Raw genomic sequence first — 25,090 nt, forward strand, 5'->3', positions numbered from 1 at the left:
GGTAGCAGTGGCCGGTCCATCACCGGATCAGGTACGAGTTTCGGGTACTTCTTGACTTAGACAATGTCCAATGTAGGATCGTGACCGGCGCAAGCCAAGGGACAGGTGGAGAACACTTCAGGAGGCGCACGTGTCGGTAGAGAGCAGCACCGGACCGCTGACCACGGAAACCGGGGCCCCGGTCGCGGACAACCAGAACAGCGAGACGGCCGGCATCGGCGGTCCCGGCCTCATCCAGGACCAGCTCCTGATAGAGAAGCTCGCCCACTTCAACCGCGAGCGCATCCCGGAGCGCATCGTGCACGCCCGCGGCGCCGGTGCGTACGGCACCTTCACGGTGACCGCCGATGTGACCCGGTACACCCGCGCCAAGTTCCTCTCCGAGGTCGGCAAGCAGACCGAGACGTTCCTGCGCTTCTCCACGGTCGCCGGCAACCTCGGTGCGGCCGACGCGGTGCGCGACCCGCGCGGCTTCGCGCTGAAGTTCTACACCGAAGAGGGCAACTACGACCTCGTCGGCAACAACACCCCGGTGTTCTTCATCAAGGACGCCATCAAGTTCCCCGACTTCATCCACACCCAGAAGCGCGACCCGTACACCGGCTCGCAGGAGGCGGACAACGTCTGGGACTTCTGGGGCCTGTCGCCCGAGGCCACCCACCAGGTGACCTGGCTGTTCGGTGACCGCGGCATCCCGGCCTCGTACCGCCACCTCAACGGCTACGGCTCGCACACCTTCCAGTGGAACAACGAGGCGGGCGAGGTCTTCTGGGTCAAGTTCCACTTCAAGACCGACCAGGGCATCAAGAACCTGACCTCGGAAGAGGCCGCGGTGCTGGCCGGCCAGGACCCCGACAGCCACCAGCGTGACCTGCGCACGGCCATCGAGCGGGGCGACTTCCCGACCTGGACCGTGCAGGTGCAGATCATGCCCGCGGAGGAGGCGGCGAACTACCGCTTCAACCCGTTCGACCTGACCAAGGTCTGGCCGCACGAGGACTACCCGCCGATCGAGATCGGCAAGCTGGAGCTCAACCGCAACCCGCAGAACATCTTCGCCGAGGTCGAGCAGTCGATCTTCTCCCCGCACCACTTCGTGCCGGGTATCGGCCCGTCCCCCGACAAGATGCTCCAGGGCCGGCTCTTCGCCTATGGCGACGCCCACCGCTACCGCGTCGGCATCAACGCCGACCACCTGCCGGTCAACCGCCCGCACGCCACTGAGGCGCGCAGCCACGGCCGGGACGGCGCGCTCTACGACGGCCGCCACGCGGGCCAGAAGAACTACGAGCCCAACAGCTTCGGCGGCCCCGTCGAGACCGGCAGGCCGCTGTGGCAGCCGGCCTCCCTCACCGGCCCCACCGGCGAGCAGGCGGCGCCCTCGCACGCCGAGGACGACGACTTCGTGCAGGCGGGCAACCTCTACCGCCTGATGGCGGACGACGAGAAGGAGCGCCTGATCAACAACCTGGCGGGCTTCATCTCCCAGGTCTCCCGCGACGACATCGCGCAGCGCGCGATCGAGAACTTCCGCAAGGCGGACGCGGACTACGGCAAGCGGCTGGAAGCCGCGGTCCAGGCCCTGCGCGGCTGACGCCGCCCCCTTTGCGCCTAAACCGGCGCCGCTCTCGCGGAGGTGGTTGCGCGCCGTGGGGGTAGCTCAATTGTCGCTGCCGTAAAAGCGAAGAGGCCGGATGCCATGGGGCTCCGGCCTCTTCGTGGTGCCGGGAGTCGGGCGCCGGTCAGGCGGGCAGGGCGCCGGCCCGCTCCAGTACGTCCGAGCGGCAGCGCATGATGTCGCGTACGGAGACGATGCCGACTGGTTCGAGGTCGTCCAGCACGATCAGATGGCGGAAGCCGCCGCGCACCATGGCGTCCGCGGCGTCGTCGAGGGTCCAGTCCGGCGCGGCGAAGACCACGTCGGAGGTGGTGTGGGTCTGGGCGGTCTCCCGGTCGGGGTTCTCGCCCGCGCCGAGGGAATTGAGGATGTCGCGCTCGGTGAGAATGCCGAGGCCGCTGGTGTCGGTGTCGAGGACGACGGCCGCGCCGACCCGCCGGGCCGCCATCAGCTGCGCCGCCTGGCGGAGGGTATGAGCGGGCCCGATGGTGAGGACCACCGTGCTCATGGCGTCTTTGACGAACATGGGCATGGAGTGGAGCCACCTCCTTGGTGAATGTGCTTGCGAAGAGATTCACAAGTTCACAAAGTGGGGGATTCTCATATTCACATGCCTGGGGCGGCACAACAAGGTGCTACAAGGGGCAAGCGTTGGACCGTTGTTCGATTACTTGCCCCTTCGCAGGTCAGTGACGTGCGTCGCCGATATAGGTCAGCAGATCCTCGTGCAGCAGACCGTTGGAGGCCGCGGCGTTCCCGCTGTGCGGGCCCGGCTTGCCGTCCAGGCCGGTGAACTGGCCGCCCGCCTCCTTGACGACCACCGCACACGCCGCCATGTCCCACAGCGACAGCTCCGGCTCCGCGCAGATGTCCACCGACCCCTCGGCGACCATCATGTACGGCCAGAAGTCGCCATAGGCCCGGGTGCGCCAGCAGTCCCGGCTCAGATCGAGGAAACCCGGCAGCTTGCCGCGCTCCTCCCAGCCGGTCAGCGAGGAGTACGCGAACGACGCGTCCTGGATGCGGCCGACCTGTGAGACCCGCAGCCGGGTGGCGGAGGTCAGGCTGCGGCCCGTATAGGCGCCCAGGCCGTCGGCGGCCCACCAGCGGCGGTTGAGGGCCGGGGCGGAGACGATGCCGACCACCGGGCGGTCGCCGCCCTCGCCGCGCTCCATCAGGGCGATCAGCGTGGCCCAGACCGGCACCCCGCGGACGTAGTTCTTCGTGCCGTCGATCGGGTCGATGATCCAGCGGCGCGGTCCGGCGCCCTCGCTGCCGAACTCCTCGCCGAGCACCGCATCGCGCGGCCGGGCCCGCTGGAGATGACCACGGATCAGCTCCTCGGCGGACTTGTCCGCCTCGCTCACCGGCGTCATGTCCGGTTTGGTCTCGACCTTGAGATCGAGAGCCTTGAACCGCTCCATGGTGGCGGCGTCCGCGGCGTCCGCGAGGACATGGCCGAGGCGGAGATCATCGTGATAGTCGGGCATGTGCGAACAGTATCCATTGGTATACGCGGGAGCCACCTGGCCATGCCCACCCCGCGCGCGGGGTCATTCCACTGGCCGCGTCGGCGCCCGCGAGCGGCTTCCATGCGGCGCGCAACGGGGTACGGACGGGGCGTGCAACGACCCTTGACAGCCCCTGGTGCCCCGTCAATTCTGTGCGCACAGCGGCCATTTGGGCCGACGGCCGGGGAGGCGACGGATGCCCGCAGCGCGTGACTGCTTGCTGGATGCCGCGTATGCGGCGCTGACCAGGCGGTCCTGGGCCGATGTCCGCATGGTGGATGTCGCGGCCGCGGCCGGGCTCTCCCGGCAGACCCTCTACAACGAGTTCGGCAGTAAGGAGGGGCTGGCCCACGCCCTCGTACGGCGGGAGACCGACAGCTATCTGGCCGGCGTCGAACGGGCGCTGACCCGGCGTCCCGCGGCCGGGCCGGGCGGCGACGCGGCGGGCCGGGTGGTGGCCGCGGCCGCCTGGACGCTCCGTACCGCACGGATGAACCCCCTGGTCAGGGCCGCGCTGACGGGTTGTTGGGGGGACCGGCTGCCGGCCCCGCCGCGGCCTGGTCCCGCCGAGCTGGTCGGCCGGTTCTGCGACCGGGCCGTCGCGGCGCTGGAGCCGGACTGGCCCAAGGAGGAGCTGCCGGCCCTCGGAACCGCCTGCGAGACCGCGGCGCGGCTGACGCTGTCCTGTGTCGTCGCCCCGGCGGGGACATCGTCCCGGGCCGGGCCGGAGGCGGTGTCGCGGCTGGTCCGGGGCGCGTTCGTCAGGGGGCGGGGGTGTCCCTAGGGGGTGGGGGAACGGATCCCTTAGGGGGTGGGAGCGCCCCCTGCGGGCCACAGCGCGGCGGGTGCGGGGAAGTATTCCCGTAGGGGAAGTAGTCCGGTGGCGGTGCGGACTGCCGGGCTGTGTGACTCAGTGGGCCGAGCCCGACAGCTGGAGTCCGATGATGCCGACGATGACCAGGCTGATGGAGACCAGCTTGAGGGTGGAGACCACGTCGCCGAGGAAGATCATGCCGTAGATCGCGGTGCCGGCCGCGCCGATGCCCGTCCACACCGCGTACGCCGGGCCGACGTCGAGCTTGCGCAGCGCCAGCGTCAGCAGCCCGAAGCTGCCGAGCGCGAACGCCGCGAAGGCGACGGTGGGGAAGAGGCGGGTGAAGCCGTGGGAGAGCTTGAGGCAGACGGCGAACCCGGTCTCCAGGAGCCCCGCCACCACCACCAGCAGCCACGCCATGTCCCACTGCCTCCGTCAGGTCGCTCCGTCAGGTCGGTGACCGCATCGGCCCGATGGCCGCTTCCGCTGCCATCCGGCTGTCGAATTCCGACTGCCCTTTGCCTGCCTTGGTGTGATTATGCAGTTACGTCGGACGGGTGGCAGCGGATTCGCGCGATCAGTCGCCCTCGCGCCGCTCCCGGGTGGCGAGCAGCCGGCGCAAGGAGTACAGCCGTGCCGGATCGGCGTGCCCGTCGGTGACCCAGGCGTCGAGCGCGCAGTCCGGCTCGTCGTGGCTGCAGGCGCGCGGGCAGCCGTCGGTGCCCGGCTCCAGGTCGGGGAAGGCATGGATGACCCGCGACGGGTCGACGTGGTGCAGGCCGAAGGACCGCACGCCCGGCGTGTCGATGACCCAGCCCGAATCGCCGGGCAGGGGGAGGGCCAGGGCCGACGTCGTGGTGTGCCGGCCGCGGCCGGTGACCGCGTTGACATGGCCGGTGGCCCGGCGGCGCTCCGGCACCAGGGCGTTGACCAGCGTCGTCTTGCCCACGCCGGAGTGCCCGACGAACGCCGTCATACGGCCCGTCAGCTGCTCCCGGACGCGCTCGGCCGCGGCGCCGTCGGCCAGTTCGTCGCGGTTGGTGACCACGTACGGGACGCCCAGCGCGCCGTAGGACTCCAACAGGTCGTCCGCGGACGCCAGATCGGACTTGGTCAGGACGAGGAGCGGGTCCAGGCCCGCGTCGTACGCGGCGACCAGGCAGCGGTCGATCAGGCGCGGGCGCGGCTCGGGGTCGGCGAGCGCGGTGACGATCGCGAGCTGGTCGGCGTTGGCGACCACCACCCGCTCGTACGGGTCGTCGTCGTCGGCCGTGCGGCGCAGAGTCGAGGTGCGCGGCTCGACCCGGACGATCCGGGCGAGGGTGTCCTTGGCGCCCGTCAGATCACCGACGACGGCGACCCGGTCCCCGACCACCGCGCTCTTGCGGCCCAGCTCGCGGGCCTTCATCGCGGTGACCGTACGGCCCTCGATCAGGCAGGTCAGCCGGCCGCGGTCGACGGTCAGGACCAGACCCTCGCCGGCGTCCGTGTGTTTGGGGCGGATGCTGGTGCGGGGGCGGTTGCCCTTGGGGTTGGGACGGACGCGGATGTCGTCCTCATCGGGGTTCTTGCCGTAGCGGCGCATGGCGGCGTCAGCCCTCAAGCTCTCCGGGCGGGGACGGCGGCCGGATCGAGCATGTCCGTCCACATCGCGGGGAAGTCGGGCAGGGTCTTGCCGGTGGTGGCGACGTTCTCCACCTCCACGCCCTCGACGGCCAGGCCAATGATCGCCGCCGCGGTGGCCAGGCGGTGGTCCTCGTAGGTGTGGAAGATCCCGCCGTGCAGGGGGCGCGGCCGGATGTGCAGGCCGTCGGCGGTCTCGGTGACATCGCCGCCGAGTTCGTTGAGCTCCTTGGTGAGCGCGGCCAGCCGGTCGGTCTCGTGCAGCCGCAGATGCGCCACACCGCGCAGCGTGGAGGGGGAGTCGGCCAGGGCCGCGACGGCCGCGATGCCCGGGGTCAGCTCGCCGACCTCGCCCAGGTCGACGTCGATGCCGTGGATCGTGCCGCTGCCGGTGAAGGTCAGGCCGCGGTCGGTCAGCTCGCAGGAGCCGCCCATCGCGGTGAAGATCTCGCGCAGGGCGTCACCGGGCTGCGTGGTGTGCTCCGGCCAGTCCGGGATGGTGACCCGGCCCCCGGTGACCAGGGCGGCGGCCAGGAACGGCTGGGCGTTGGACAGATCCGGCTCGACGACCAGATCGCGGCCGAGCAGCGCGCCCGGCGTGACCCGCCACACGTTCGGCTCGCCGCCGGACTCGGGCGTGTCCACCTGGGCGCCGACGCTGCGCAGCATGTCGACGGTCATCCGGATGTGCGGCATCGACGGCAGCGCGGCGCCCACGTGGCGTACCTCCACGCCCTGGTTGAAGCGCGGGGCGGACAGCAGCAGGGCGCTGACGAACTGGGAGGAGGAGGACGCGTCGATCTCGACCCGTCCGCCTTCCAGGGCGCCGCCGCCGTGCACCGTCAGGGGCAGCGCGCCGCGGCTGTCGTCGTCGATCCGGGCGCCCAGGGCGCGCAGCGCGTCGATGACGCCGCCGAGGGGACGCTCGTACGAGCGGGGGTCGCCGTCGAAGCGGATCGGGCCGTCGGCCAGGGCCGCGACCGGCGGCAGGAAGCGCATGACCGTTCCGGCATTGCCGACGTCCACGGTGGCCGGGCCGTGCAGGCCCGCCGGGATGATCCGCCAGGCCTCACCGCCGCCGGGCAGCGCATCGGCGCCCGCGGAACCGGCGGAGCTGGAGGAGGCGGTCTCCTCGATGCCGACGCCCAGGGTGCGCAGCGCCTCGGCCATCAGGAGGGTGTCGCGGGAGCGCAGCGGGCGGCGCAGCCAGCCGGGCTCGGCGGACAGGGCGGCCAGAACCAGGCCGCGGTTGGTGACCGATTTCGAGCCGGGCACGGTGACGGTTGCATCGACGGCCCCGGGGGCAAGGGGGGCGGGCCACAGGGCGGGGAGTGCGGGGCTCTCGGTCATGCCCTTACTTTAATGGCTGGGCAAGGGTGCCGATCTTGATCAAAAGTGGCGCATACCTACGCAACTTCCATGAAACATGGCGCTGGTAGTGCACTCAGGCGCCAAAGGGGCGCATACGGCGAATTCATATGCCGAGGAGCCAGCGCCCGCCGCCCATCAGGGAGCACAGCGTCACCACGTGGAAAAGGCCCAGCCAGACGGCCGCCGGGACATGCGTGAGCCGGGCCAGCTGGTCCGGGTCGGAGTCCACCGCGCCTCCCCGCCGCCGCTTCCCCATCAGCTCGAACGGCGGCCGTACGCCGCCCAGCAGCAGGAACCACACCGCCGCATACGCGAACGCCGCCTGGACGTCCGGCGTCGTCAGCCAGGACACGAGGAGGAAGGCGGCGCCGGCCAGCACCACGGTGAGGACGCCGTAGGCGTTCCGGACCATGATCAGCATGGCGGTCAGCAGCGCGGTGGTGCCCCACAGCAGGGCCGTGATGTGCCCCGCGGCCAGCAGCGCGGCGCCCGCCAGGCCCAGCAGGGACGGGGCGGTGTAGCCGGCCGCGGCGGTCAGCACCATGCCCAGGCCGGTCGGCTTGCCGCGCGAGACGGTCAGCCCCGAGGTGTCCGAGTGCAGCCGGATGCCCTGCAGGCGGCGGCCCATGACCAGCGCGATCAGCCCGTGCCCGCCCTCGTGCGCGATCGTGACGGCATTCCGCGACAGCCGCCAGGCGGTGTGCGGGACGACGGCGCCGAGCGCCAGCACCCCGGTGGCGATCACCAGCCAGAGGGAGGGATCGGGCTGGGTCCCGACAACACGGCTCCAGATATCGGTGAGGTGATCGGTATCCATGTCTCCCCTTCGTGTGGCATGGCAGTGTGGCATGCATGTGCGGTAGGTATGCAGCGAGTCGCAAGCCCGAGGATCTGGTGGGTTCCTTCGGTGTCCAGCAGTGGGAACCGGAGGAGACCCTGGCGCCCAGTTGGAACGTCGCCCCGACCGCCCCCGTGCATGCGGTGCTGGAGCGTCCCCTCAAGGGCGAGGCGGCGGCCGCCTTCCCGCCCGGACCGGTGCGTCAGCTGCGCGCGCTGAAGTGGGGCCTGGTCCCGTCGTGGTCGAAGTCACCCGACGCCGCCGCCAAGATGATCAACGCGCGGTCCGAGACGGTGCACGAGAAGCCGTCCTTCAAACGGGCCTTCAGCGCCCGCCGGTGCCTGCTCCCCGGCGACGGCTACTTCGAGTGGGTCACCGCCCCGGCCGAGCGGCAGCTGGAGGAGCAGGGCAGGAAGAAGCGGCCCCGTAAGCAGCCGTACTTCGTGACGCCCGCCGACGGGTCGGTGATGGCGATGGCCGGGCTGTACGAGTTCTGGCGGGACGCGACGCTGCCCCCGGACCACCCGCTGGCCTGGTGGGTGACCTGTACGGTCCTCACCACCGAGGCCGAGACCACGCCGCTGGCCGGCGCCGAAGGCGGCGAGGGCCCGCAGTCGCTGGCCGGCATCCACCCCCGTATGCCGCTGGTGCTGACCCCGGACCGCTGGGACGCCTGGCTCGACCCGGCCCGCACGGACCCCGACGACCTGCGCGCGCTGCTGGCGCCGCCGCCGGCCGGGCTGATGCGCGCCTATCCCGTCCCGACGGAGGTCAGCAACGTCCGTAACAACGGGCCCGAGCTGCTCAAGGAACTCGAGGCCCCGGAGGCCGGCACGCTGTTCTGAGCGCCGTTCTGAGGGGGCGGGGCGCCCGGGGCAGGATGGAGCCATGAGTACGAGGGCGAACGAGAGCGAGACGGTCGCGACCCCGGCGGGCGACGCCCGCATCACCTGGTACCGCGAGGTGACGCCGGCGCGGGCCGTGCTGGCCGTCAGCCATGGCGCGGGCGGCGGCATCGAGGCCCGCGACCTGCGCGCCCTGGCCGCCGCGCTGCCCGCCCGCGGCTACACCGTCGCGCTGGTCGAGCAGCCGTGGCGGGTGGCCGGGAAGAAGCTGGCGCCCGCGCCCAGGACCCTGGACACGGGGTGGACGGCCCTGTGGCCCGCCCTGGAGAAGCCGGGGCTGCCGGTGGTGGCGGGCGGCCGCAGCGCCGGTGCCCGGGTGGCCTGCCGTACGGCCCGTGAACTGGGCGCGCACGCCGTCCTGGCCCTCAGCTTCCCGCTGCACCCGCCGGGCCGGCCCGAGAAGTCCCGCGCCGACGAGCTGACCGGCGCCGGGGTGCCGACGCTGGTCGTCCAGGGCGGCCGGGACCCGTTCGGCAGGCCCGCGGAGTTCCCGCCGGGGACGGAGATCACCGAGGTGGCCTACGGGGACCACGGCTTCGCGGTGCCGAAGAAGGCGGGGGTCGACGAGGCGGGGTCGATGGCCGTGATCACGGACGCGGTGACGGGATGGCTGGACGGGATGTTCGGCTGAGGGCGGGGCACCACCTCCTCGTGGGCGACCGGCAGCAGCCCCTGCGAAATAACTCCGAGACCGGGGAATGAGGGGCTGCCCGTGGCTGTTGTGCCTGGCGTAGGGATCAAGAACGTCGAGCGCAGCACGAGGAAACGGGAGTCCGTCGCATGGGAATCGCTTGCCCCGCCCGCCCGGCCGCTGACCTGCCGTGGTCGCAGATGCAGGCGACGCAGCCCGCCCTGGCTGGAGCGGCGGCGGCGCCGGATCGTCGTCTATTCTCCGATTCACGGGGGTCCGCATCCGGATCCGTCACGGTGTTGGAGGAGGTGGGTCCGGTCACCGGTACCGACGCAGGGACCGACGGCGCGGCTGAGGAGAAGACCGCCGGCCGGCGGGAGAGCGACCTCGAGCGCAATGCGCGCTTCGAGCGGGACGCGCTCGTCTTCCTGGACCAGATGTACTCCGCCGCGCTGCGTATGACGCGCAATCCCGCCGATGCGGAGGACCTGGTGCAGGAGACCTACGCGAAGGCGTACGCGTCCTTCCACCAGTTCCGCGAGGGCACCAACCTCAAGGCCTGGATGTACCGCATCCTGACCAACACCTTCATCAACTCCTACCGCAAGAAGCAGCGGGAGCCGCAGCGCAGCGCCGCCGACGAGATCGAGGACTGGCAGCTGGCGCGCGCGGAGTCGCACATGTCGACGGGGCTGCAGTCCGCCGAGTCCCAGGCGCTCGACCATCTCCCCGACTCCGATGTGAAGGCCGCGCTCCAGGAGATTCCGGAGGAATTCCGTATCGCGGTCTATCTCGCGGACGTGGAGGGCTTTGCGTACAAGGAGATCGCGGACATCATGGGGACACCCATCGGCACGGTGATGTCCCGTCTGCACCGCGGCCGCCGCCAGCTGCGCGGCATGCTGGAGGATTACGCCCGTGAGCGCGGGCTGGTCCCCGCGGGGGCGACGGCTGCGGACCCGCAGGCCGCGCGGACGTCTCAGTCGCACGACCGGAAAGGCTCGGGATCATGAGCTGCGGAGACCCGCACGAGAAGGACTGCTCAGAGGTCCTCGATCACCTCTATGAGTATCTCGACCGGGAGATGCCCGCCGGGGAGTGCGCGGATTTCCAGGTGCATCTGGACGAATGCTCGCCGTGCCTGGAGAAGTACGGTCTGGAGCAGGCCGTCAAGAAGCTCGTCAAGCGCTGCTGCGGCCATGACGACGTCCCCACCGACCTGCGCTCCAAGGTCATGGGCCGGATCGATCTGATCCGGGCCGGGGAGACCGTGCCCGAGGTCAGCGTGCTCGACCAGGCCAAGCACGAGCAGGCCCAGAAGGAACAGGCCCAGAAGGAACAGGCACAGCGCGAGCAGGCGGCAGAGGCCGCGGGCTCCGACAGGGCCTAGCCGCCGCAGCACGTGCCGACGCCGCGCGGGCGGGATTGCGCGGCAGATCACCCCAAGGGGTGAGGGGCGGGGCGATTCCTCCCGCCCGATCCGCTGATGCGCCCTATCCGGCGCCCCGGCCCCTCTATCCTCACCGAACCCAAGCGTGCCGCGCGCGCGGCACCACGGGGAAGGGTGAGGAGGGCGCGATGCGGGAACTTCCGGCGGCCGCGCGAGGGTATATCGGCTGCACCGTCCTGGCCGCGGCGCTGTGCGCCGCCCCCGCCTTACGTCTCGGCGCCGCCGCCCCCTGGGCCGGCGCCCTGGCCCTGACCACCCTGTACGGGCTGTGCGAACAGCTGCGCCGCTGCCCTCTGACGCCCGGCACGTTTCCCTCCGGCTGGGCCAGCCCCGTACTCCTCGCCGCGGCCCTGCTGCTGCCACCGCCGCTGGCCGCGCTGGCCGCCGTCCCCGGGGCGCTGTTGGCTCCGGCCGAGGCCCGCTCGGCGGCCGCGCGCAGGATCTGGCACGCCGCCGAACTCGCCCTGGCCTGCTGCGCGGCCTCCTGGGCCGGCCGCGTCCTCACCGACGCCCTCGGCCACCACCCGCTGTCCGCACCGCAGTTCCCCCTGGTGCTGCTCCCGGCCGCGGCCGCCGCCCTCACCTTCTGCGTGGCGCTCGCCGCGCTGGGCGGCGGCATCCTGATCGCCGCCGAGCGCCACCCGGCGCGCACCGCCTGGCGCGGCCTGCTGACCCGCTCGCTGGGCCCGCATCTGGTGCACGGGCTCGCCGGACTGCTGATGGCGGTGCTCTGGCGCAGCGCGTACGGGCCGCCGGCGGCGCTGCTCGTCCTGCTGCCGATGTACCTCTCGTGCTGGGTCTTCGCCCAGTACCACCGCGAACGCGCCGCCCACCAGGCCACCATCCGCGCCCTGGTGCAGGCCGTGGACATCAAGGACCGCTACACCCGCGGGCACAGCGAGCGGGTCGGCCGCGCCTCGGTGATGATCGCCCGCGAGCTGGGCATGGCGGAGGACCGCACGGAGGTGCTCCGGTTCGCCGGGATCCTGCACGACGTCGGCAAACTCGGCGTCCCCACCCGGCTGTTACGCAAGGACGGGCCGCTGACCCCGGCCGAGCGCGGGATCATCGAGCTGCACCCCGAGTACGGCCACGAGATCGTCCGCGGCATCGGCTTCCTCGGCGAGGCGCGGGCGGCGATCCTGCACCACCACGAACGGCTGGACGGCCGCGGCTATCCGTACGGCCTGTCGGGGCCGCAGATCCCGGAGTTCGCGCGGGTGGTGGCCGTCGCCGATGCCTTCGACGCGATGACCTCCACCCGCTCCTACCGCCGCGCCCGCCCGGTCCCGGCCGCGGTCGCGGAGCTGCGCAAGTGCGCCGGGACGCAGTTCGATCCGCGGATGGTGGCGGCGCTGGCCGCGGCGCTGGAGCGGTACGGCTGGCACCCCGGCCTGGTGACGGCGGCGGACGCGGATCCGGGCCGGGTGGCGGTGGCGGCCGCGGACCCCGCGCAGCCCCGTGGAGACCTCGCGCAGCTCCGTAGAGGAAACGTCCCTCCAACAACCCGGCCCCCCTGGCCACGGGCGGACGTACCGGAGGCGGGCCCGGCGGCGATGCCCACGGCCCGGCACCCCGGCCGGGACGGTGCGCCATGAGCCTCCCCCATGGCCTCAAGGGCAGGGGCGGGGGTCCCGCCGGCGGCAGCTGGGGCAGCGCCCCCTTCGTCGTCGCCGTCCATGCCGCCGCCGCGGCCCTCGCCGCCTGGAGCCTCGGCCGGACCCTGTGGGACGGCCTGGCGCAGCCCGGAACGGCGCTGGCCTTCGGCGTGCTGATCGCGGCCGGCGAGCTGCTGCGCCGCGGGCACACGCGCACCACCGGGCCCGGCGAGCGGGAGAGCGCACCCCTCGGCGCGGCCGGCGCGCTCGCGTACGCGCTGCTGGGCGAGGCCGGCGGCCGGCCGACGACGCACGGCGTGGCGCAGACCGTCTCGGTCGTGCTGGCGGCCGTACTGGTGGGACTCGTCCCGCATCTCGCGCTCGGCCGGGGCCACGCGCGCGACCATCTGGCCCGCCGCGTACTGACCGCGGGCTTCGCCGCCACCTGCTTCCAACCCCTCTACAACACCGGCACGTTGACGCAGTGGGGAGCCGACGGCCGGCTCTACCCCCTCCTCCTGGTCGGGCTGCTCGCGCTCACCGCACTGTGCGACGCGGTGCTGGCCGCAGCCCTCGCCCACGCCCGCACCGGCTGGCCGTACGGCCCGTTGCTGCGCGACGAGTTGCGGGCGCTGCTCGGCATCGGCACGGCGATCTGCGCCACCGGGGTGGTCATCTCGCTCGCCACCGCCGTGGCCGGGGTCTGGGCGCTGCCGGTCTGCGCTCTGCCGCTGCTGCTGACCCAGTCCGCCCTCCGCCGCTTCGCCGCCGTACGGGCCACCTACCGCCAGACCATCGCCTCGCTGGCCCGCGCCACCGAGATCGCCGGCTGCACGGCGCCCGGCCACGCCCGCCGGGTGGCCGCGCTCAGCCGCGCGGTGGGCCGCGAACTGGGCCTGAACGAACCGGACCTGGACCTCCTCGAATACGCCGCGCTGATGCACGACATCGGCCAGCTCTCGCTCCTGGACCCGGTCCCGGCCGGCGCGACCGCACCGCTGCCGCCCGACGAACAGCGCCGGATCGCGCTGCTGGGCGGTGCCGTTGTCCGGCAGACCGGCGTCCCGGCGCAGGTCGCGGTGATCGTCGAACGGCAGGCGGATCCGTTCCGCGACCAGCCGGTCACCGCCCGTATCGTCCGTACGGTCAACGCCTACGACGACCTGGCGCGGGGGGCCGCCCGCCCCGGCGGACCGCTGCGCGCCCTGGAGCGACTGCGGTTGTCCACCGCGCACGACCATGAGCCACGGGTTGTCGAGGCGCTGGCCCGGGTGCTGGCGGCGGCCGGCCGGCGGGACGTGACGGGGAGGTGGTGAAGGGGACACGTGCGGTGAGGAACGGGCCGGGCAGGGCCCGTCCCGCCTCGTGGAACCCATGGGTAATGAGCGGCCTGTGAGATGGGCATGGTTGGATGCGAAGGAAGCCCCCCGCAAGGGGATTCAGGGGGGCGGCGCAGGGCAAGGAGCCGCAGGGGGGCACAGCAATCAGGCTGAGTCCGACGGCAATCTGTGGCAGGTTGTCGAGTGGGCCCCCACCAGGGCCCCGGGCGCCGCCCGGGACGCCACCGGCAGCGGCATCGAGAGCAACCAGCAGGCGGGAATCGTGAGGATCTTCGGCAAGGTACGGCACCGGCCCTCCGCCTCGTGGCGGCAGGCGACCGACCGCGCTTTCACGCTGATCGGCGACGGCCGTTACGAGGACGCGGGGGCGCTGCTGACCCGTGCCGCGGACATGGAGCCGTGGCTGTCGGAATCCTGGTTCAACCTCGCCCTGCTGCACAAGTTCCGGCACGACTGGGAGCAGGCGCGGGCCGCCGGCCTGCGCGCGGTGGCCCTCCTGGACCGCGAGACCGGGGCGCCCGACTGGTGGAACGTCGGTATCGCCGCCACCGCCCTGCAGGACTGGCCGCTGGCCCGCCGCGCCTGGCAGGCGTACGGCCTCAGGGTCCCCGGCGAGGGCTCGCCGTCCGGGGAGCCGGTGGGGATGGCCCTGGGCAGCGCCGCGGTCCGGCTCTCCCCGGAGGGGGAGGCCGAGGTGGTCTGGGGCCGCCGCCTGGACCCGGCCCGGATCGAGGTGCTCTCCATCCCGCTGCCGTCCTCCGGGCGCCGCTGGGGCGAGGTCGTGCTGCACGACGGCGTCCCGCACGGCGAGCGCACCACCGCCGCCGGCCCCGCGTACCCGGTCTTCGACGAGATCGAGCTGTGGGCGCCCTCCCCGGTACCCACCTGGGTGGTCCTCCTGGAGGCCGCCACCGAGGCCGACCGGGACGCCCTGGAGCGGCTGGCGGCCGACGCGGGCTTCGCCGCCGAGGACTGGTCGTCCTCCGTACGCCTGCTGTGCCGTACGTGCTCGGAGAGCCGCATGCCCAGCGACGAGGGCGACGGCGAGCATCTGGACCCGCACGACCACAGCGAACCGGGCCACCCCGGCCCGCTCGGCCACCGCACCGCGGGCTCGGGCTCCCTGTGGGTCCCCGAGCGCGAATGCGGTATCGCGGCGCCCGCCGCCCTGGTGCGCGGCCTGCTCGACGGCTGGGTCGCGGACAGCCCGGACACCCGGGAGTGGCGCGATCTTGAAGAGGTCTGCTGAGCGGCGGCCCGCGTCCCCGTAGTCTGTACGGCGACTAATCAGGGTTTTTTCAGGGTTTTCAGGAAGGCGTACGGCGGACATGGCGCAGCAGCCTGTGTTTGATCAAGACGGTGAGCAGCAGGTGGACGAGACGTTCATCGACGATGTGACGGAGGCGGCCGAGCGGGAGGCCGCCCACCGTGAGCGCGGCACCTCGCGGCCGATCACGGTCGTCGGCAACCCGGTGCTCCACAAGGAGTGCCAGGACGTCACCGCGTTCGACGACGAGCTCGCGCAGCTCATCGACGACATGTTCACCAGCCAGCGCACCGCCGAGGGCGTGGGCCTGGCCGCGAACCAGATCGGCGTGGACCTGAAGGTCTTCGTCTACGACTGCCTGGACGACGAGGGCGTACGGCACGTCGGCGCGGTCTGCAACCCCGTCCTGGACGAGCTGCCGGCCGGGCGCCGGTCGCTGGACGACTCCAACGAGGGCTGCCTGTCGGTGCCCGGTGCCTACGCCGAGCTGGCCCGCCCCGACTACGCGGTCGTCCGCGGCCGGAACGCCAAGGGCGAGCCGGTCGCCATCGAGGGCACCGGTTACTTCGCGCGCTGCCTGCAGCACGAGACCGACCACCTCTACGGCTACCTCTACATCGACCGGCTCTCCAAGCGGGCCCGCAAGGACGCGCTGAAGCAGATGGCCGAGAAGGAGCCGCGCTACCCCGTCGTCGCCAACGACTGAGCGCCGGCGGCCGAGGAAGCCGACGACCGGGGCGCCGACGGCCGAGGCGAGCGCCCTGGAGCCCTACGACGCTTCCTGGCCGGCGGCCCAGATCTGTGGCGGGATGGTCGTGCCCAGCCCCGAGTCCGGGCCGCCCACGCCGTTCATCGGCAGCAGCTCCGGCGCGCCCGGCTTGTTGCGGAACATGGTGATCGCGGTCGTCGGCTCATTGCCTTCCTTGAGGGCCTGCCCCTTGGGGGAGTCGCTGGTCACCGGCCCGCGCTCGGGCGCCAAGGACATGGCCGACGGGCTGCCGATGAACCACGCCGACTTCATCCGGTCACCGGGCTCGCTGACGCCCGCCGCGACCGGCCGGTAGGCGGCCCTGCCGTCCGGGGTGCCCAGCGTGCGCCAGCCCAGCCCCTCCAGGATCCCGGTCATCTGCTGGGCCACCTCGGGCGTCACGACCTGCTCCGGATCCGGGCGGTCGAAGCCGTCGAGCGGCTTGCCGTCGAGGGTCATCCTGGACACCGCGTACGGCTCGGCGTGCAGCCCGCCGTTGCCGAAGGTGGTGTAGGCGCTCGCCATCCGGATCGCGCTGGGGGCGGAGGTGCCGAGCGGGAACGTCGGCTCCAGCTGCGCCAGGCTCTCCTCGCGCAGCCCCGCGGCCACCACGAGATCCCGGATCCGCTCCAGCCCGAGGCGCTCCCCGGCCTGCACGAACGGCGGGTTCTGCGCCGACATCAGGGCCCCGCGCAGATCCCCCACGCTGCGGTCCCAGTCCCCGGGGCGCGCCTCGGCGCCCCATGCCTCGGTCTCCTGCTGCAGGGCCGCCGCCAGCACAAACGGTTTGAATGCCGATCCGGCCGGAACGGCGGAGGTGTCGGCGTTGTTGCTGAAGTGCTTGGTCGCATCCGCGCCGCCGTACAGCGCGACGATCGCCCCGTCCTTCGGACGCACCGAGGCCGCACCGAATTCCACGAATGTGTCGGTCGTGCGCTTCTTCGCATCGATGGTCTTCTTGCGGACGCTGGTGACCGCCTTTTCCAGACGCTGGGTGAGCGTTTTGTCGAAGGTGGTGTGAATGCGATAGCTGCCGCGCGCCAGATCCTTGTCGGTCAGCCCGGTGCTGCTCTTGATGAACTTGTTGGCGACATCGACGAGATACCCGGTCTGGCCGGCCTGGCTGGTGGGCTTCGCCAGTGCGCGCGGCTCCGGGAACTTCGTGTACCTGGCCCGCTGTTCCCTGCTCATCTTGCCGGTGGCGACCTCCCGGTCGAGAATCCACCGCCAGCGCTCCACGGCCCGCTGGTGATTGGCCTTGCTCAGCGTCGGGTCGTACTGCTCCGCACCCTTGAGCAGGGCGGCCAGCAGCGCTCCCTGGCTCGGGTTCAGCCGTTCGGCGTCGATGCCGTAATAGGCGTGCGCGGCTGCCTGGATGCCGTTCGAACTCCGGCCGAACCAGCTGGTGTTGAGATATCCGCGCAGAATATCCCGCTTGGACTTCTCGTTGTTCACCTTCAGCGAGATGATGAATTCCCTCGCCTTACGCGTGACCGTCTGGTCCTGCGAAAGATAGGTGTTCTTCACATACTGCTGGGTGATGGTGGAGCCGCCCTGGGTCTCCCCGCCGGAGACCATGTTCACCAGCGCCCGGCCGATTCCCTTGAGGGAGACACCGGAATCGCTGTAGAAGGTGGCGTTCTCGGCCGCGATCACGGCGTTCTCGACGGAATCCGGCACCTTGTCCAGGCTGACGTTCTGCCGGTTGACGGCGCCGACGCTGACCATCTGGCTGCCGTCCGCCCAGTAGTAGAGGGAGGCTTCCTGGGCGGCCAGTTCGTTCTCGTTGGGGATGTCGACGGTGAGGTAGACGAGGGCGAACAGCGCCGCCAGGCCCGCGATGCCGGCCCCGAACGTGCCGAGCAGCAGCTTCCATGACGGCAGCCAGCGGCGCAGACCCTCTCGCCCCTGTCGCGGATAGTCGATGATCCGGCGACGCGGCTTCCACGACGGCAGCCGACGGCGCAGCCCCGCTCGGCCCTGCCGCAGATGGTCGACGATCCGGCGACGCGGTCGGCGACGCCCCCTGTTCCCCTTCATACTTCCGTAGATAGTACGGAAGCCGCGCCGGTTGCCGTTCCGGCCGCCCGCTAACCGAATGCTCATAATCGGCGGGCGGCCGGTGGCCGGATCTGCTAGAAGTCGTCGTCGAAGGAGACCGAGCCCTCCACGGCGACCTGGTAGGCCGAGGCCCGGCGCTCGAAGAAGTTGGTCAGCTCCTGGACGTTCTGCAGCTCCATGAAGGAGAACGGGTTCTCCGAGCCGTAGACGGGCGCGAAGCCGAGGCGCTGCAGGCGCTGGTCGGCGACGCACTGGAGGTACTCGCGCATCGACTCGGTGTTCATGCCCGGCAGACCCTCGCCGCACAGGTCGCGGCCGAACTGCAGCTCCGCCTCGACGGCCTCCTGGAGCATCTCGGTGACCTGCTGCTCCAGCTTGTCGTCGAAGAGGCCGGGCTCCTCCTCGCGGACCGTGTCCACCACCGAGAACGCGAATTCCATGTGCATGGACTCGTCGCGGAAGACCCAGTTGGTGCCGGTGGCGAGCCCGTGCAGCAGACCGCGCGAGCGGAACCAGTAGACGTAGGCGAACGCGCCGTAGAAGAACAGCCCCTCGATGCAGGCCGCGAAGCAGATCAGGTTCAGCAGGAAGCGGCGGCGGTCGGCCCTGGACTCCAGGCGGTCGATGCTCTCGACCGAGTCCATCCACTTGAAGCAGAATTCGGCCTTCTCCCGGATGGACGGGATGCTCTCCACGGCCGTGAAGGCGGCGGCGCGGTCGTCCGGGTCGGGGAGATAGGTGTCCAGCAGCGTCAGATAGAACTGGACGTGCACGGCCTCCTCGAAGAGCTGACGGCTCAGATACAGCCGCGCCTCGGGGGAGTTGATGTGCTTGTAGAGGGTCAGCACGAGGTTGTTGGAGACGATCGAGTCACCGGTCGCGAAGAACGCGACCAGCCGGCCGATCATGTGCTGCTCGCCCGGCGAGAGCTTGGCGAGGTCGGCGACGTCGGAGTGGAGGTCGACCTCCTCCACGGTCCAGGTGTTCTTGATCGCGTCGCGGTAGCGGTCGTAGAAGTCCGGGTACCGCATGGGACGCAGCGTCAGCTCGAAGCCCGGGTCGAGGAGGTTCTTCTTGCCGGTGGTGGCGGTGTGCGCGGCGGAGGCGTTGGGGGTCTCGGTGGTCATTACTGGCAGGCCTCGCAGGACTCGGGGTTTTCCAGGGAGCAGGCGACCGCCTCGGGGTCGGCCACCGGCAGCTGGGCGGGGATGGATGCGGCGCGCGCGGACTGGGCGATCCGGGTCGCCGGCCGCGACCGCAGGTAGTACGTCGTCTTGATGCCGCGCTTCCAGGCGTAGGCGTACATCGAGCTGAGCTTGCCGATGGTCGGCGACGCCATGAAGAGGTTCAGCGACTGGCTCTGGTCGAGGTACGGCGTACGGGCCGCGGCCATGTCGATCAGCGCGCGCTGCGGGATCTCCCAGGCCGTGCGGTACAGCGCCCGGATCTCCTCGGGGATCCAATTGACGTCCTGCACGGAGCCGTTGGCCTCGCGCAGCGCGTCACGGGTGCGCGCGTCCCACAGGCCCAGCGCCTTGAGCTCCTCGATCAGATACGCGTTGACCTGCAGGAACTCACCCGACAGGGTCTCGCGCTTGAAGAGGTTGGAGACCTGCGGCTCGATGCACTCGTACACGCCCGCGATGGAGGCGATGGTGGCGGTCGGCGCGATGGCCAGGAGGAGGGAGTTGCGCATCCCGGTCTTCGCGATACGGGCGCGCAGCGCGGCCCAGCGGTCGGCCCAGCGGGGCTCGGCGTCCGGGTAGTGGTCCGGGTGCAGCACCCCGCGGGCGGTGCGGGTCGCGGACCAGGCCGGGTGCGGGCCCTGCCGCTCGGCGAGGTCGGCGGACGCCTCGTACGCGGCGAGCATGATCCGCTCGGAGATACGGGTGGACAGCTCCGTCGCCTCGGGCGAGTCGAAGGGCAGCCGCAGCCGGAAGAAGACGTCCTGCAGGCCCATCAGGCCCAGACCGACCGGGCGCCAGCGGGCGTTGGACGTCCCGGCCTGCTCGGTCGGGTAGAAGTTGATGTCCACGACGCGGTCGAGGAAGGTGACGGCGGTGCGGACGGTCGCGTCCAGCCGCTCCCAGTCCATCTCACCGTTCTCACCCAGGTGCGCCGCCAGGTTCACCGACCCCAGGTTGCAGACCGCGGTCTCCCCGTCGTCCGTCACCTCCAGGATCTCCGTGCACAGGTTGGAGGAGTGCACGACCTTGCCGGGCTCGGCGGTCTGGTTGGCGGTGCGGTTGGCGGCGTCCTTGAACGTCATCCAGCCGTTGCCGGTCTGCGCCAGGGTGCGCATCATCCGCGAGTACAGCAGCCGGGCCGGGATCTGCTTGAGCGCCCGGCCGTCGGCCTCGGCCTTGCGGTACGCGGCGTCGAACTCCTCGCCCCACAGGTCCACCAGCTCCGGGACGTCCGACGGCGAGAACAGCGACCAGTCGGCGTCCGCCTCCACGCGGCGCATGAACTCGTCCGGGATCCAGTGCGCGATGTTCAGGTTGTGCGTACGGCGGGCCTCCTCACCGGTGTTGTCACGCAGCTCCAGGAACTCCTCGATGTCGGCGTGCCAGGTCTCCAGATAGACACAGGCCGCGCCCTTGCGCCGGCCGCCCTGGTTGACCGCCGCGACCGAGGCGTCCAGCGTGCGCAGGAACGGCACGATGCCGTTGGAGTGACCGTTGGTGCCCCGGATCAGCGACCCCCGTGCGCGGATCCGGGAGTAGGAGAGACCGATGCCGCCGGCGTGCTTGGACAGCCGCGCCACCTGGTGGTAGCGGTCGTAGATCGAGTCCAGCTCGTCCAGCGGCGAGTCCAGCAGATAGCACGAGGACATCTGCGGGTGCCGGGTGCCGGAGTTGAAGAGGGTGGGGGAGGACGGCAGGTAGGACAGCGTGCTGGTCAGGCGGTACAGCTCCGCGACATCCGCCAGCGCCCGCGTGGAGTCGTCCTCGGCGAGGCCGCAGGCCACCCGGAGCAGGAAGTGCTGGGGCGTCTCGATGACCTGACGGGTGGTGGGGTGCCGCAACAGGTAGCGGGAGTGCAGGGTACGCAGCCCGAAGTACCCGAAGCGGTCGTCGGCGCCGTCGCGGAGGGAGTTCTCGACGAGAGCGTCCAGCTGCTCCGCATGGGTCCGTACGAACTCCGCGGTGCGGTCGGCGATCAGGCCCTCGCGGTGGCCGGCCTCGACGGAGGCGGAGAAGGCGACCGCCCCCTGTCCGGCCGCCTCCTCCGCGATGGCGAGGGTGAGCAGGCGCGCGGCGAGCCGGGAGTACTGCGGCTCGTCACCGATCAGACCGGCCGCGGCGTCGATGGCCAGGGCGCGCAACTCGGCCTCGTCCGAACCCGGGTGGCGGCCGCGCAGCGCGGCGGCGGCCACCTTGCCGGGGTCGGTCGCGGTCAGGTCCGCGGTCAGCTCGGTCAGCGTGCGCAGCAGCGCGACGCCGGGCCTGTCCTGGCCCCGCCCGGCGGAGGTGTCAGGCGTGGCCACCGCAGGCTGCACGACCTCGGCGTCTGACGCGGGCTCCGTTGGCGCGATGGTCACGTGATGCTCTCCCTCACTCGGCGGGGACCGGGAGGGAGAGGCGCGACGGGCGCTCGCGGGCGTGCGGCACCCCGTGACGGTCAGGGGCGCGCGGGCACACCGCGCGGCGTCCACCGGCCCAACCCTCGGGGCCCGGACGTATCGACGTCCGCACCGATGGCGGTGCGGGCGTACCGTCGGCAGGTCCTCGGACTTCACGGGCGCGCGAGATGGCCGTAGGGCCATGGGGACGCGCTCTCACACCGTTGCGGGACAGTTCCGGATTCCCACCGGATTCCCCTGCGGCGACAGCGAGCACGAGCATACATCTTGTGTTGCTCCCCGCACGCACCCCCACATCTTGTGTCGCTGCCTCATACCTTCCCCATACCACTCCCACAGGTGTGCGAACGGCCATCGGCCGTGGCGGGGCCCGGAATCGTTGCTCAGGCCGGCTCGCGGGTGAAGGCCCACAGCGTGACATCCGGTATCGGCTGCCAGTCCCGCTCCTCGGCGCGCGTGAATCCCAGACGGCGGTAGAGCCGCTGGGCGGGCAGCAGATGCTGCTGACTGGAGAGCACCACCGCCCGCAGCCCCAGCCCGCGGGCGCGCTCCGTACAGGCCGTCACCAACGCCTCCCCGATACCTTGTCCGCGCCCCTCGGCCCGCACCGCCAGCATCCGGAACTCCCCCTCCCCGGGCCCCGCCAGCTCCGCATACGGACTCCCGTACGCGGCGAATGTCACGGCCCCCAGCACCGCCCCGCCCGTCCCCTCCACCGCCACCAGTACCTCGGCGTGCTCCGCCCGGTGCGCGACCTTCCGCAGCTCGGCGATGTACGGATCGCTCTCCCCGAACGTCAGCAGCCCATCGGCGAGATAGACCTCCACCAGGAGGTCCCCTATTGCGGCGAACTCGGCCGGGCGCGCGGGCCTGATCGTGATGTCCATGCAGTGCAGTGTGCCGGGCGGGTCTGACAATCGGGCAGGTGCGAGAGTGATCTCCGAGTGATCGAGCGGTGGCTGTCAGTGGCCTCGGCTATCGTCGGTTTACGTTCCCCGCTCCGCCCGATCGACGAAGGAGAAGGCATGAGCGCGCTCGCTGACCGGCCGCACATCATGGACACCGAGCACTTCGAAGAGGCCGCCCGGATACTCAGCCGCTTGGAGGAAGGCGCGCGGTTGGAATTTATCGACGGGAAGGTCAGGAGCAAGCCCATGCCGGACGGGGACCACGGGCTGATCATTGAGTGGCTGATGCGTGTCTGCATGCAGTCGCGCCCCGAACTGTGGCTCTACGACCAGGGGCTCAAGGTGGAGCCATACCGCAAGGGCCGCGCCCGCCCGGATGGCTCGCTCGCCCCCACTGGCTCCTTCGGAGGCCAGGGCGAATGGGCAGACCCCGACCCGGTGCTGCTGGCTGTCGAGGTGACCTCACACGACTCCGACACCGAACGGCGCGACAGGGTGGAGAAGCCCCGTGCGTACGCGGAGACCGGTATTCCGCTCTATCTGCTGATCGACCGGCAAGCCTGCCAGGTCTCCGTCTACAGCGAGCCCGACGGTGCCCGTTACGAGAACGTCCATACCGTGCCGTTCGGCAAGACGCTCCATTTGCCGGATCCCGTGGACATCACCCTCGAAACCGAGGCCCTCAAGGACTGGGTGAACTAAACGAGCCACGCCGCAGCAAGCAAACGGGCCGTCGCACCCCCAAAAGGGATGCGACGGCCCGTAGCCGTAGGCCGCCCGCAGCCTCAATGCCCCGCCGGCGCCCCCGCCGCAGCTGCCGGCAGATCGGCCGTGACACCCTCGTCACCGGCATCCGCCGTGTAGTCGGAGGCGCTGGTCTCGTCGATGCCCTCCGGCGCCTTGGCGGCCTTCAGGGCGAAGGTCAGCACGACCGTGACCACGACGTTCAGTACGAACGCGGTCAGGCCGATGTAGCCGATCTCACCGATGCCCGGGATCTCGGCGGACGAGCCGCCGAAGTGCTTCTGGGTGGGGCTGGCCACCCCGTACGCCGCGAGCGTGCCGTAGAGCATGCCGACCGCCCAGCCGGCCAGCAGCGCCCAGCGGTGGAACCAGCGGGTGAACAGGCCGCCGACCAGGGAGGGCATGGTCTGCAGGATCCAGATGCCGCCCAGCAGCTGGAAGTTGATGGCGACGGTCTTGTCCATGGTGAGGACGAAGACCAGTGCGCCCACCTTCACCAGCAGCGACACCAGCTTGGCGACCTTGTGTTCCTGCTCCGCGGTCGCGTCCGGCTTCAGGAAGTCCTTGTAGACGTTGCGGGTGAAGAGGTTGGCCGCGGCGATCGACATGATGGCCGCCGGTACGAGCGCACCGATGCCGATCGCGGCGAAGGCGACGCCGGAGAACCAGCTCGGGAACATGTCCTCGAACAGCTGCGGAATCGCCAGCTGGGGGTTGCCCTGGATGTCCGTACCGGCCTTGATCGCCATGAAGCCGAGCAGCGCCAGGAAGCCCAGCATCAGGGAGTACAGCGGCAGGATCGTGGTGTTGCGGCGGATCACATTGCGGCTGCGCGAGGACAGCGTCGCGGTGATCGAGTGCGGGTACATGAACAGCGCCAGCGCGGAGCCCAGCGCCAGGGTGGCGTACGCCCACTGGGCGTTGGGCCCGCTCGTCAGCTCGCCGCGCGGTTTGCCAGGGACGGCGCCGGGCTCGGCGAACGCCTTGCCCGCCGCGTTGAAGATGTGGTCGAAACCGCCCAGCTTGATGGGGATGTAGATGATCGCCACGACGATGACCAGGTAGATCAGGCCGTCCTTGACGAACGCGATCAGGGCGGGCGCCCGCAGACCGGAGGAGTAGGTGTACGCGGCCAGCACCGCGAAGGCGATCAGCAGCGGCAGGTCCTTGACGAACCAGTTGGTGTTCTCGCCGCCGCCGACACCCATCACGTCCAGGACGGCCTGAATGCCGACCAGCTGGAGCGCGATGTACGGCATCGTGGCGAGGATGCCGGTGAGCGCCACCGCCAGCGACAGCCCCTTGGAGCCGAAGCGGCCGCGCACGAAGTCGGAGGTGGTGACGTACCCGTGCTTGTGCGAGACCGACCAGAGCCGCGGGAGGAAGGTGAAGATCAGCGGGTAGACGAGGATCGTGTAGGGGACGGCGAAGAAGCCGGCGGCGCCCGCCGAGTAGATCGCCGCCGGGACGGCCACGAAGGTGTAGGCGGTGTAGAGGTCACCGCCGAGCAGGAACCAGGTGACCCAGGTGCCGAAGCTGCGCCCGCCCAGGCCCCATTCGTCGAGGCTGGCGGACTGTTCGGCCTTGCGCCAGCGGGCGGCAAAGAAGCCCATGACCGTCACGGCGACGAAGAAGAAGACGAAGACGGCCAGCGCGACGCCGTTGACGCCGTGCGCCGGGGCGGCCGCGAGGCCGACGGAGGAGATGGCGGCGCTCACTTGGCCACACCCCCCTTGCGGGCGCGCTGCTCACGCTGCACCAGCTTGTACGCGGTCATGGTCATCGCGGTGGAGATCAGCACCCACAGCATCTGGTACCAGTAAAAGAACGGGATCCCGATGAGCGTCGGCTCGATCCTGGCGTACGAACTCACCCACAGCATCGCCACGAACGGCGCGATCAGACACACCCCGGCCACCACGCGGGTGGGCGTGACGATCCGTCTGCGCTCCGGGGCTGTGGCAGCCGGCTCTGGCTCTGACATGGAGGGGCTCCGTCCGTGGCATTTTCTCCTGGGTAACCGGCTGGAAATCTAAGCCAGGGGCGTGGGACGCGTCACTAGGTGTCCGTATATCGG

The 25,090-nt window shown here is 71.1% G+C and carries 23 protein-coding genes and 1 riboswitch; of the genes, 11 read left to right on the plus strand and 12 right to left on the minus strand.

All coding sequences use genetic code 11. The features are described from left to right. Positions 1-130 precede the first annotated feature (130 nt). Entirely contained in the window at positions 131-1,594 is a 1,464-nt protein-coding gene (locus AB0D04_RS03395) for a catalase (RefSeq protein WP_362698895.1), read from the plus strand. 148 nt (positions 1,595-1,742) lie between these two features. Here AB0D04_RS03395 and AB0D04_RS03400 read toward each other — a convergent pair whose 3' ends face one another. After that, positions 1,743-2,144, minus strand: coding sequence for a CBS domain-containing protein (locus AB0D04_RS03400; RefSeq protein ID WP_362699088.1), 402 nt, complete (start codon positions 2,142-2,144; stop codon positions 1,743-1,745). A 160-nt stretch (positions 2,145-2,304) separates the two neighbouring features. Then, on the minus strand, positions 2,305-3,108 hold the full coding sequence (hisN, locus tag AB0D04_RS03405) for a histidinol-phosphatase (protein ID WP_362698897.1): 804 nt from the start codon (positions 3,106-3,108) through the stop codon (positions 2,305-2,307). Positions 3,109-3,325: 217 nt separating this feature from the next. On the opposite strand from hisN, the gene AB0D04_RS03410 reads away from it, so the two are divergent. Then, positions 3,326-3,913 (plus strand): TetR/AcrR family transcriptional regulator, encoded by a 588-nt coding sequence (locus tag AB0D04_RS03410; RefSeq protein ID WP_362698899.1) that lies wholly within the window; start codon positions 3,326-3,328, stop codon positions 3,911-3,913. A gap of 126 nt (positions 3,914-4,039) precedes the next feature. Here AB0D04_RS03410 and AB0D04_RS03415 read toward each other — a convergent pair whose 3' ends face one another. The 4 genes from AB0D04_RS03415 to AB0D04_RS03430 form a co-directional block, all read right to left on the minus strand. Continuing rightward, a complete protein-coding gene (locus tag AB0D04_RS03415) occupies positions 4,040-4,363 on the minus strand; it encodes a multidrug efflux SMR transporter (protein WP_362698901.1) in 324 nt (107 codons plus the stop codon). Positions 4,364-4,520: 157 nt separating this feature from the next. Next, positions 4,521-5,528, minus strand: a complete 1,008-nt coding sequence (gene rsgA, locus AB0D04_RS03420; RefSeq protein ID WP_362699090.1) for a ribosome small subunit-dependent GTPase A — start codon at positions 5,526-5,528, stop codon at positions 4,521-4,523. 14 nt (positions 5,529-5,542) lie between these two features. Beyond that, on the minus strand, positions 5,543-6,916 hold the full coding sequence (gene aroA / locus AB0D04_RS03425; RefSeq protein ID WP_362698903.1) for a 3-phosphoshikimate 1-carboxyvinyltransferase: 1,374 nt from the start codon (positions 6,914-6,916) through the stop codon (positions 5,543-5,545). A gap of 124 nt (positions 6,917-7,040) precedes the next feature. Beyond that, the gene (locus tag AB0D04_RS03430) at positions 7,041-7,754 is read right to left on the minus strand and encodes a M50 family metallopeptidase (protein ID WP_362698905.1); all 714 of its coding nucleotides are present in this window, start codon (positions 7,752-7,754) and stop codon (positions 7,041-7,043) included. Positions 7,755-7,789: 35 nt separating this feature from the next. Between AB0D04_RS03430 and AB0D04_RS03435 the strand changes: the two genes are divergently transcribed. From AB0D04_RS03435 to def, 8 genes are all read left to right on the plus strand, one after another. Then, positions 7,790-8,620, plus strand: a complete 831-nt coding sequence (locus AB0D04_RS03435) for an SOS response-associated peptidase (RefSeq protein WP_362698907.1) — start codon at positions 7,790-7,792, stop codon at positions 8,618-8,620. Positions 8,621-8,663: 43 nt separating this feature from the next. Beyond that, positions 8,664-9,311, plus strand: a complete 648-nt coding sequence (locus tag AB0D04_RS03440; protein WP_362698909.1) for an alpha/beta family hydrolase — start codon at positions 8,664-8,666, stop codon at positions 9,309-9,311. 308 nt (positions 9,312-9,619) lie between these two features. After that, positions 9,620-10,324: a sigma-70 family RNA polymerase sigma factor gene (locus AB0D04_RS03445; protein WP_362699092.1), complete on the plus strand. Its 705-nt coding sequence runs from the start codon at positions 9,620-9,622 to the stop codon at positions 10,322-10,324. After that, positions 10,321-10,701, plus strand: a complete 381-nt coding sequence (rsrA, locus tag AB0D04_RS03450) for a mycothiol system anti-sigma-R factor (RefSeq protein WP_362698911.1) — start codon at positions 10,321-10,323, stop codon at positions 10,699-10,701. Before AB0D04_RS03445 ends, rsrA begins: the two co-directional genes overlap by 4 nt. Before the next feature lie 188 nt (positions 10,702-10,889). After that, positions 10,890-12,359 (plus strand): HD-GYP domain-containing protein, encoded by a 1,470-nt coding sequence (locus AB0D04_RS03455; protein WP_362698913.1) that lies wholly within the window; start codon positions 10,890-10,892, stop codon positions 12,357-12,359. Further along, entirely contained in the window at positions 12,356-13,675 is a 1,320-nt protein-coding gene (locus AB0D04_RS03460) for an HD domain-containing protein (protein WP_362698915.1), read from the plus strand. Before AB0D04_RS03455 ends, AB0D04_RS03460 begins: the two co-directional genes overlap by 4 nt. A gap of 286 nt (positions 13,676-13,961) precedes the next feature. Continuing rightward, the gene (locus AB0D04_RS03465) at positions 13,962-14,948 is read left to right on the plus strand and encodes a hypothetical protein (protein WP_362699093.1); all 987 of its coding nucleotides are present in this window, start codon (positions 13,962-13,964) and stop codon (positions 14,946-14,948) included. A gap of 79 nt (positions 14,949-15,027) precedes the next feature. Next, positions 15,028-15,672 carry a peptide deformylase gene (def, locus tag AB0D04_RS03470; protein ID WP_362698916.1) on the plus strand — a complete coding sequence of 215 codons (645 nt, stop codon included), beginning with the start codon at positions 15,028-15,030 and terminating at the stop codon, positions 15,670-15,672. Positions 15,673-15,735: 63 nt separating this feature from the next. Here def and AB0D04_RS03475 read toward each other — a convergent pair whose 3' ends face one another. From AB0D04_RS03475 to AB0D04_RS03490, 4 genes are all read right to left on the minus strand, one after another. After that, positions 15,736-17,754: a transglycosylase domain-containing protein gene (locus tag AB0D04_RS03475; RefSeq protein ID WP_362698918.1), complete on the minus strand. Its 2,019-nt coding sequence runs from the start codon at positions 17,752-17,754 to the stop codon at positions 15,736-15,738. Positions 17,755-17,849: 95 nt separating this feature from the next. After that, positions 17,850-18,902 (minus strand): ribonucleotide-diphosphate reductase subunit beta, encoded by a 1,053-nt coding sequence (locus AB0D04_RS03480; protein WP_362698920.1) that lies wholly within the window; start codon positions 18,900-18,902, stop codon positions 17,850-17,852. Then, positions 18,902-21,319 (minus strand): ribonucleoside-diphosphate reductase subunit alpha, encoded by a 2,418-nt coding sequence (locus AB0D04_RS03485; protein ID WP_362698922.1) that lies wholly within the window; start codon positions 21,317-21,319, stop codon positions 18,902-18,904. The genes AB0D04_RS03480 and AB0D04_RS03485 overlap by 1 nt, the downstream gene beginning before the upstream one ends. 160 nt (positions 21,320-21,479) lie before the next feature. Then, positions 21,480-21,640, minus strand: a riboswitch (cobalamin riboswitch). 104 nt (positions 21,641-21,744) lie between these two features. Then, a complete protein-coding gene (locus AB0D04_RS03490) occupies positions 21,745-22,248 on the minus strand; it encodes an N-acetyltransferase (RefSeq protein WP_362698923.1) in 504 nt (167 codons plus the stop codon). Between the two features lie 138 nt (positions 22,249-22,386). Between AB0D04_RS03490 and AB0D04_RS03495 the strand changes: the two genes are divergently transcribed. After that, positions 22,387-22,971 carry a Uma2 family endonuclease gene (locus AB0D04_RS03495; RefSeq protein WP_362698925.1) on the plus strand — a complete coding sequence of 195 codons (585 nt, stop codon included), beginning with the start codon at positions 22,387-22,389 and terminating at the stop codon, positions 22,969-22,971. 83 nt (positions 22,972-23,054) lie between these two features. Here the strand turns inward: AB0D04_RS03495 and mctP are convergent, their stop codons facing one another. Both mctP and AB0D04_RS03505 read right to left on the minus strand, forming a co-directional pair. Beyond that, positions 23,055-24,731, minus strand: a complete 1,677-nt coding sequence (mctP, locus tag AB0D04_RS03500; RefSeq protein ID WP_362698927.1) for a monocarboxylate uptake permease MctP — start codon at positions 24,729-24,731, stop codon at positions 23,055-23,057. Then, a complete protein-coding gene (locus tag AB0D04_RS03505; protein ID WP_362698929.1) occupies positions 24,728-24,997 on the minus strand; it encodes a DUF3311 domain-containing protein in 270 nt (89 codons plus the stop codon). Before AB0D04_RS03505 ends, mctP begins: the two co-directional genes overlap by 4 nt. Positions 24,998-25,090: the final 93 nt, after the last annotated feature.

It is taken from the genome of Streptomyces sp. NPDC048483 (assembly GCF_040651455.1).
Classification (GTDB): Bacteria; Actinomycetota; Actinomycetes; order Streptomycetales; family Streptomycetaceae; genus Streptomyces.

Coding starts and splice junctions, on each gene's coding strand:
- AB0D04_RS03415 (WP_362698901.1), bottom strand. CDS start 4,363: ATGGCGTGGCTGCTGGTGGTGGTGGCGGGGCTCCTGGAGACCGGGTTC.
- hisN (WP_362698897.1), bottom strand. CDS start 3,108: ATGCCCGACTATCACGATGATCTCCGCCTCGGCCATGTCCTCGCGGAC.
- rsgA (WP_362699090.1), bottom strand. CDS start 5,528: ATGCGCCGCTACGGCAAGAACCCCGATGAGGACGACATCCGCGTCCGT.
- AB0D04_RS03475 (WP_362698918.1), bottom strand. CDS start 17,754: ATGAAGGGGAACAGGGGGCGTCGCCGACCGCGTCGCCGGATCGTCGAC.
- AB0D04_RS03440 (WP_362698909.1), top strand. CDS start 8,664: ATGAGTACGAGGGCGAACGAGAGCGAGACGGTCGCGACCCCGGCGGGC.
- AB0D04_RS03435 (WP_362698907.1), top strand. CDS start 7,790: ATGTGCGGTAGGTATGCAGCGAGTCGCAAGCCCGAGGATCTGGTGGGT.
- AB0D04_RS03480 (WP_362698920.1), bottom strand. CDS start 18,902: ATGACCACCGAGACCCCCAACGCCTCCGCCGCGCACACCGCCACCACC.
- AB0D04_RS03400 (WP_362699088.1), bottom strand. CDS start 2,144: ATGTTCGTCAAAGACGCCATGAGCACGGTGGTCCTCACCATCGGGCCC.
- aroA (WP_362698903.1), bottom strand. CDS start 6,916: ATGACCGAGAGCCCCGCACTCCCCGCCCTGTGGCCCGCCCCCCTTGCC.
- AB0D04_RS03460 (WP_362698915.1), top strand. CDS start 12,356: ATGAGCCTCCCCCATGGCCTCAAGGGCAGGGGCGGGGGTCCCGCCGGC.
- AB0D04_RS03505 (WP_362698929.1), bottom strand. CDS start 24,997: ATGTCAGAGCCAGAGCCGGCTGCCACAGCCCCGGAGCGCAGACGGATC.
- AB0D04_RS03455 (WP_362698913.1), top strand. CDS start 10,890: ATGCGGGAACTTCCGGCGGCCGCGCGAGGGTATATCGGCTGCACCGTC.
- def (WP_362698916.1), top strand. CDS start 15,028: ATGGCGCAGCAGCCTGTGTTTGATCAAGACGGTGAGCAGCAGGTGGAC.
- AB0D04_RS03430 (WP_362698905.1), bottom strand. CDS start 7,754: ATGGATACCGATCACCTCACCGATATCTGGAGCCGTGTTGTCGGGACC.
- rsrA (WP_362698911.1), top strand. CDS start 10,321: ATGAGCTGCGGAGACCCGCACGAGAAGGACTGCTCAGAGGTCCTCGAT.
- AB0D04_RS03490 (WP_362698923.1), bottom strand. CDS start 22,248: ATGGACATCACGATCAGGCCCGCGCGCCCGGCCGAGTTCGCCGCAATA.
- AB0D04_RS03410 (WP_362698899.1), top strand. CDS start 3,326: ATGCCCGCAGCGCGTGACTGCTTGCTGGATGCCGCGTATGCGGCGCTG.
- AB0D04_RS03495 (WP_362698925.1), top strand. CDS start 22,387: ATGAGCGCGCTCGCTGACCGGCCGCACATCATGGACACCGAGCACTTC.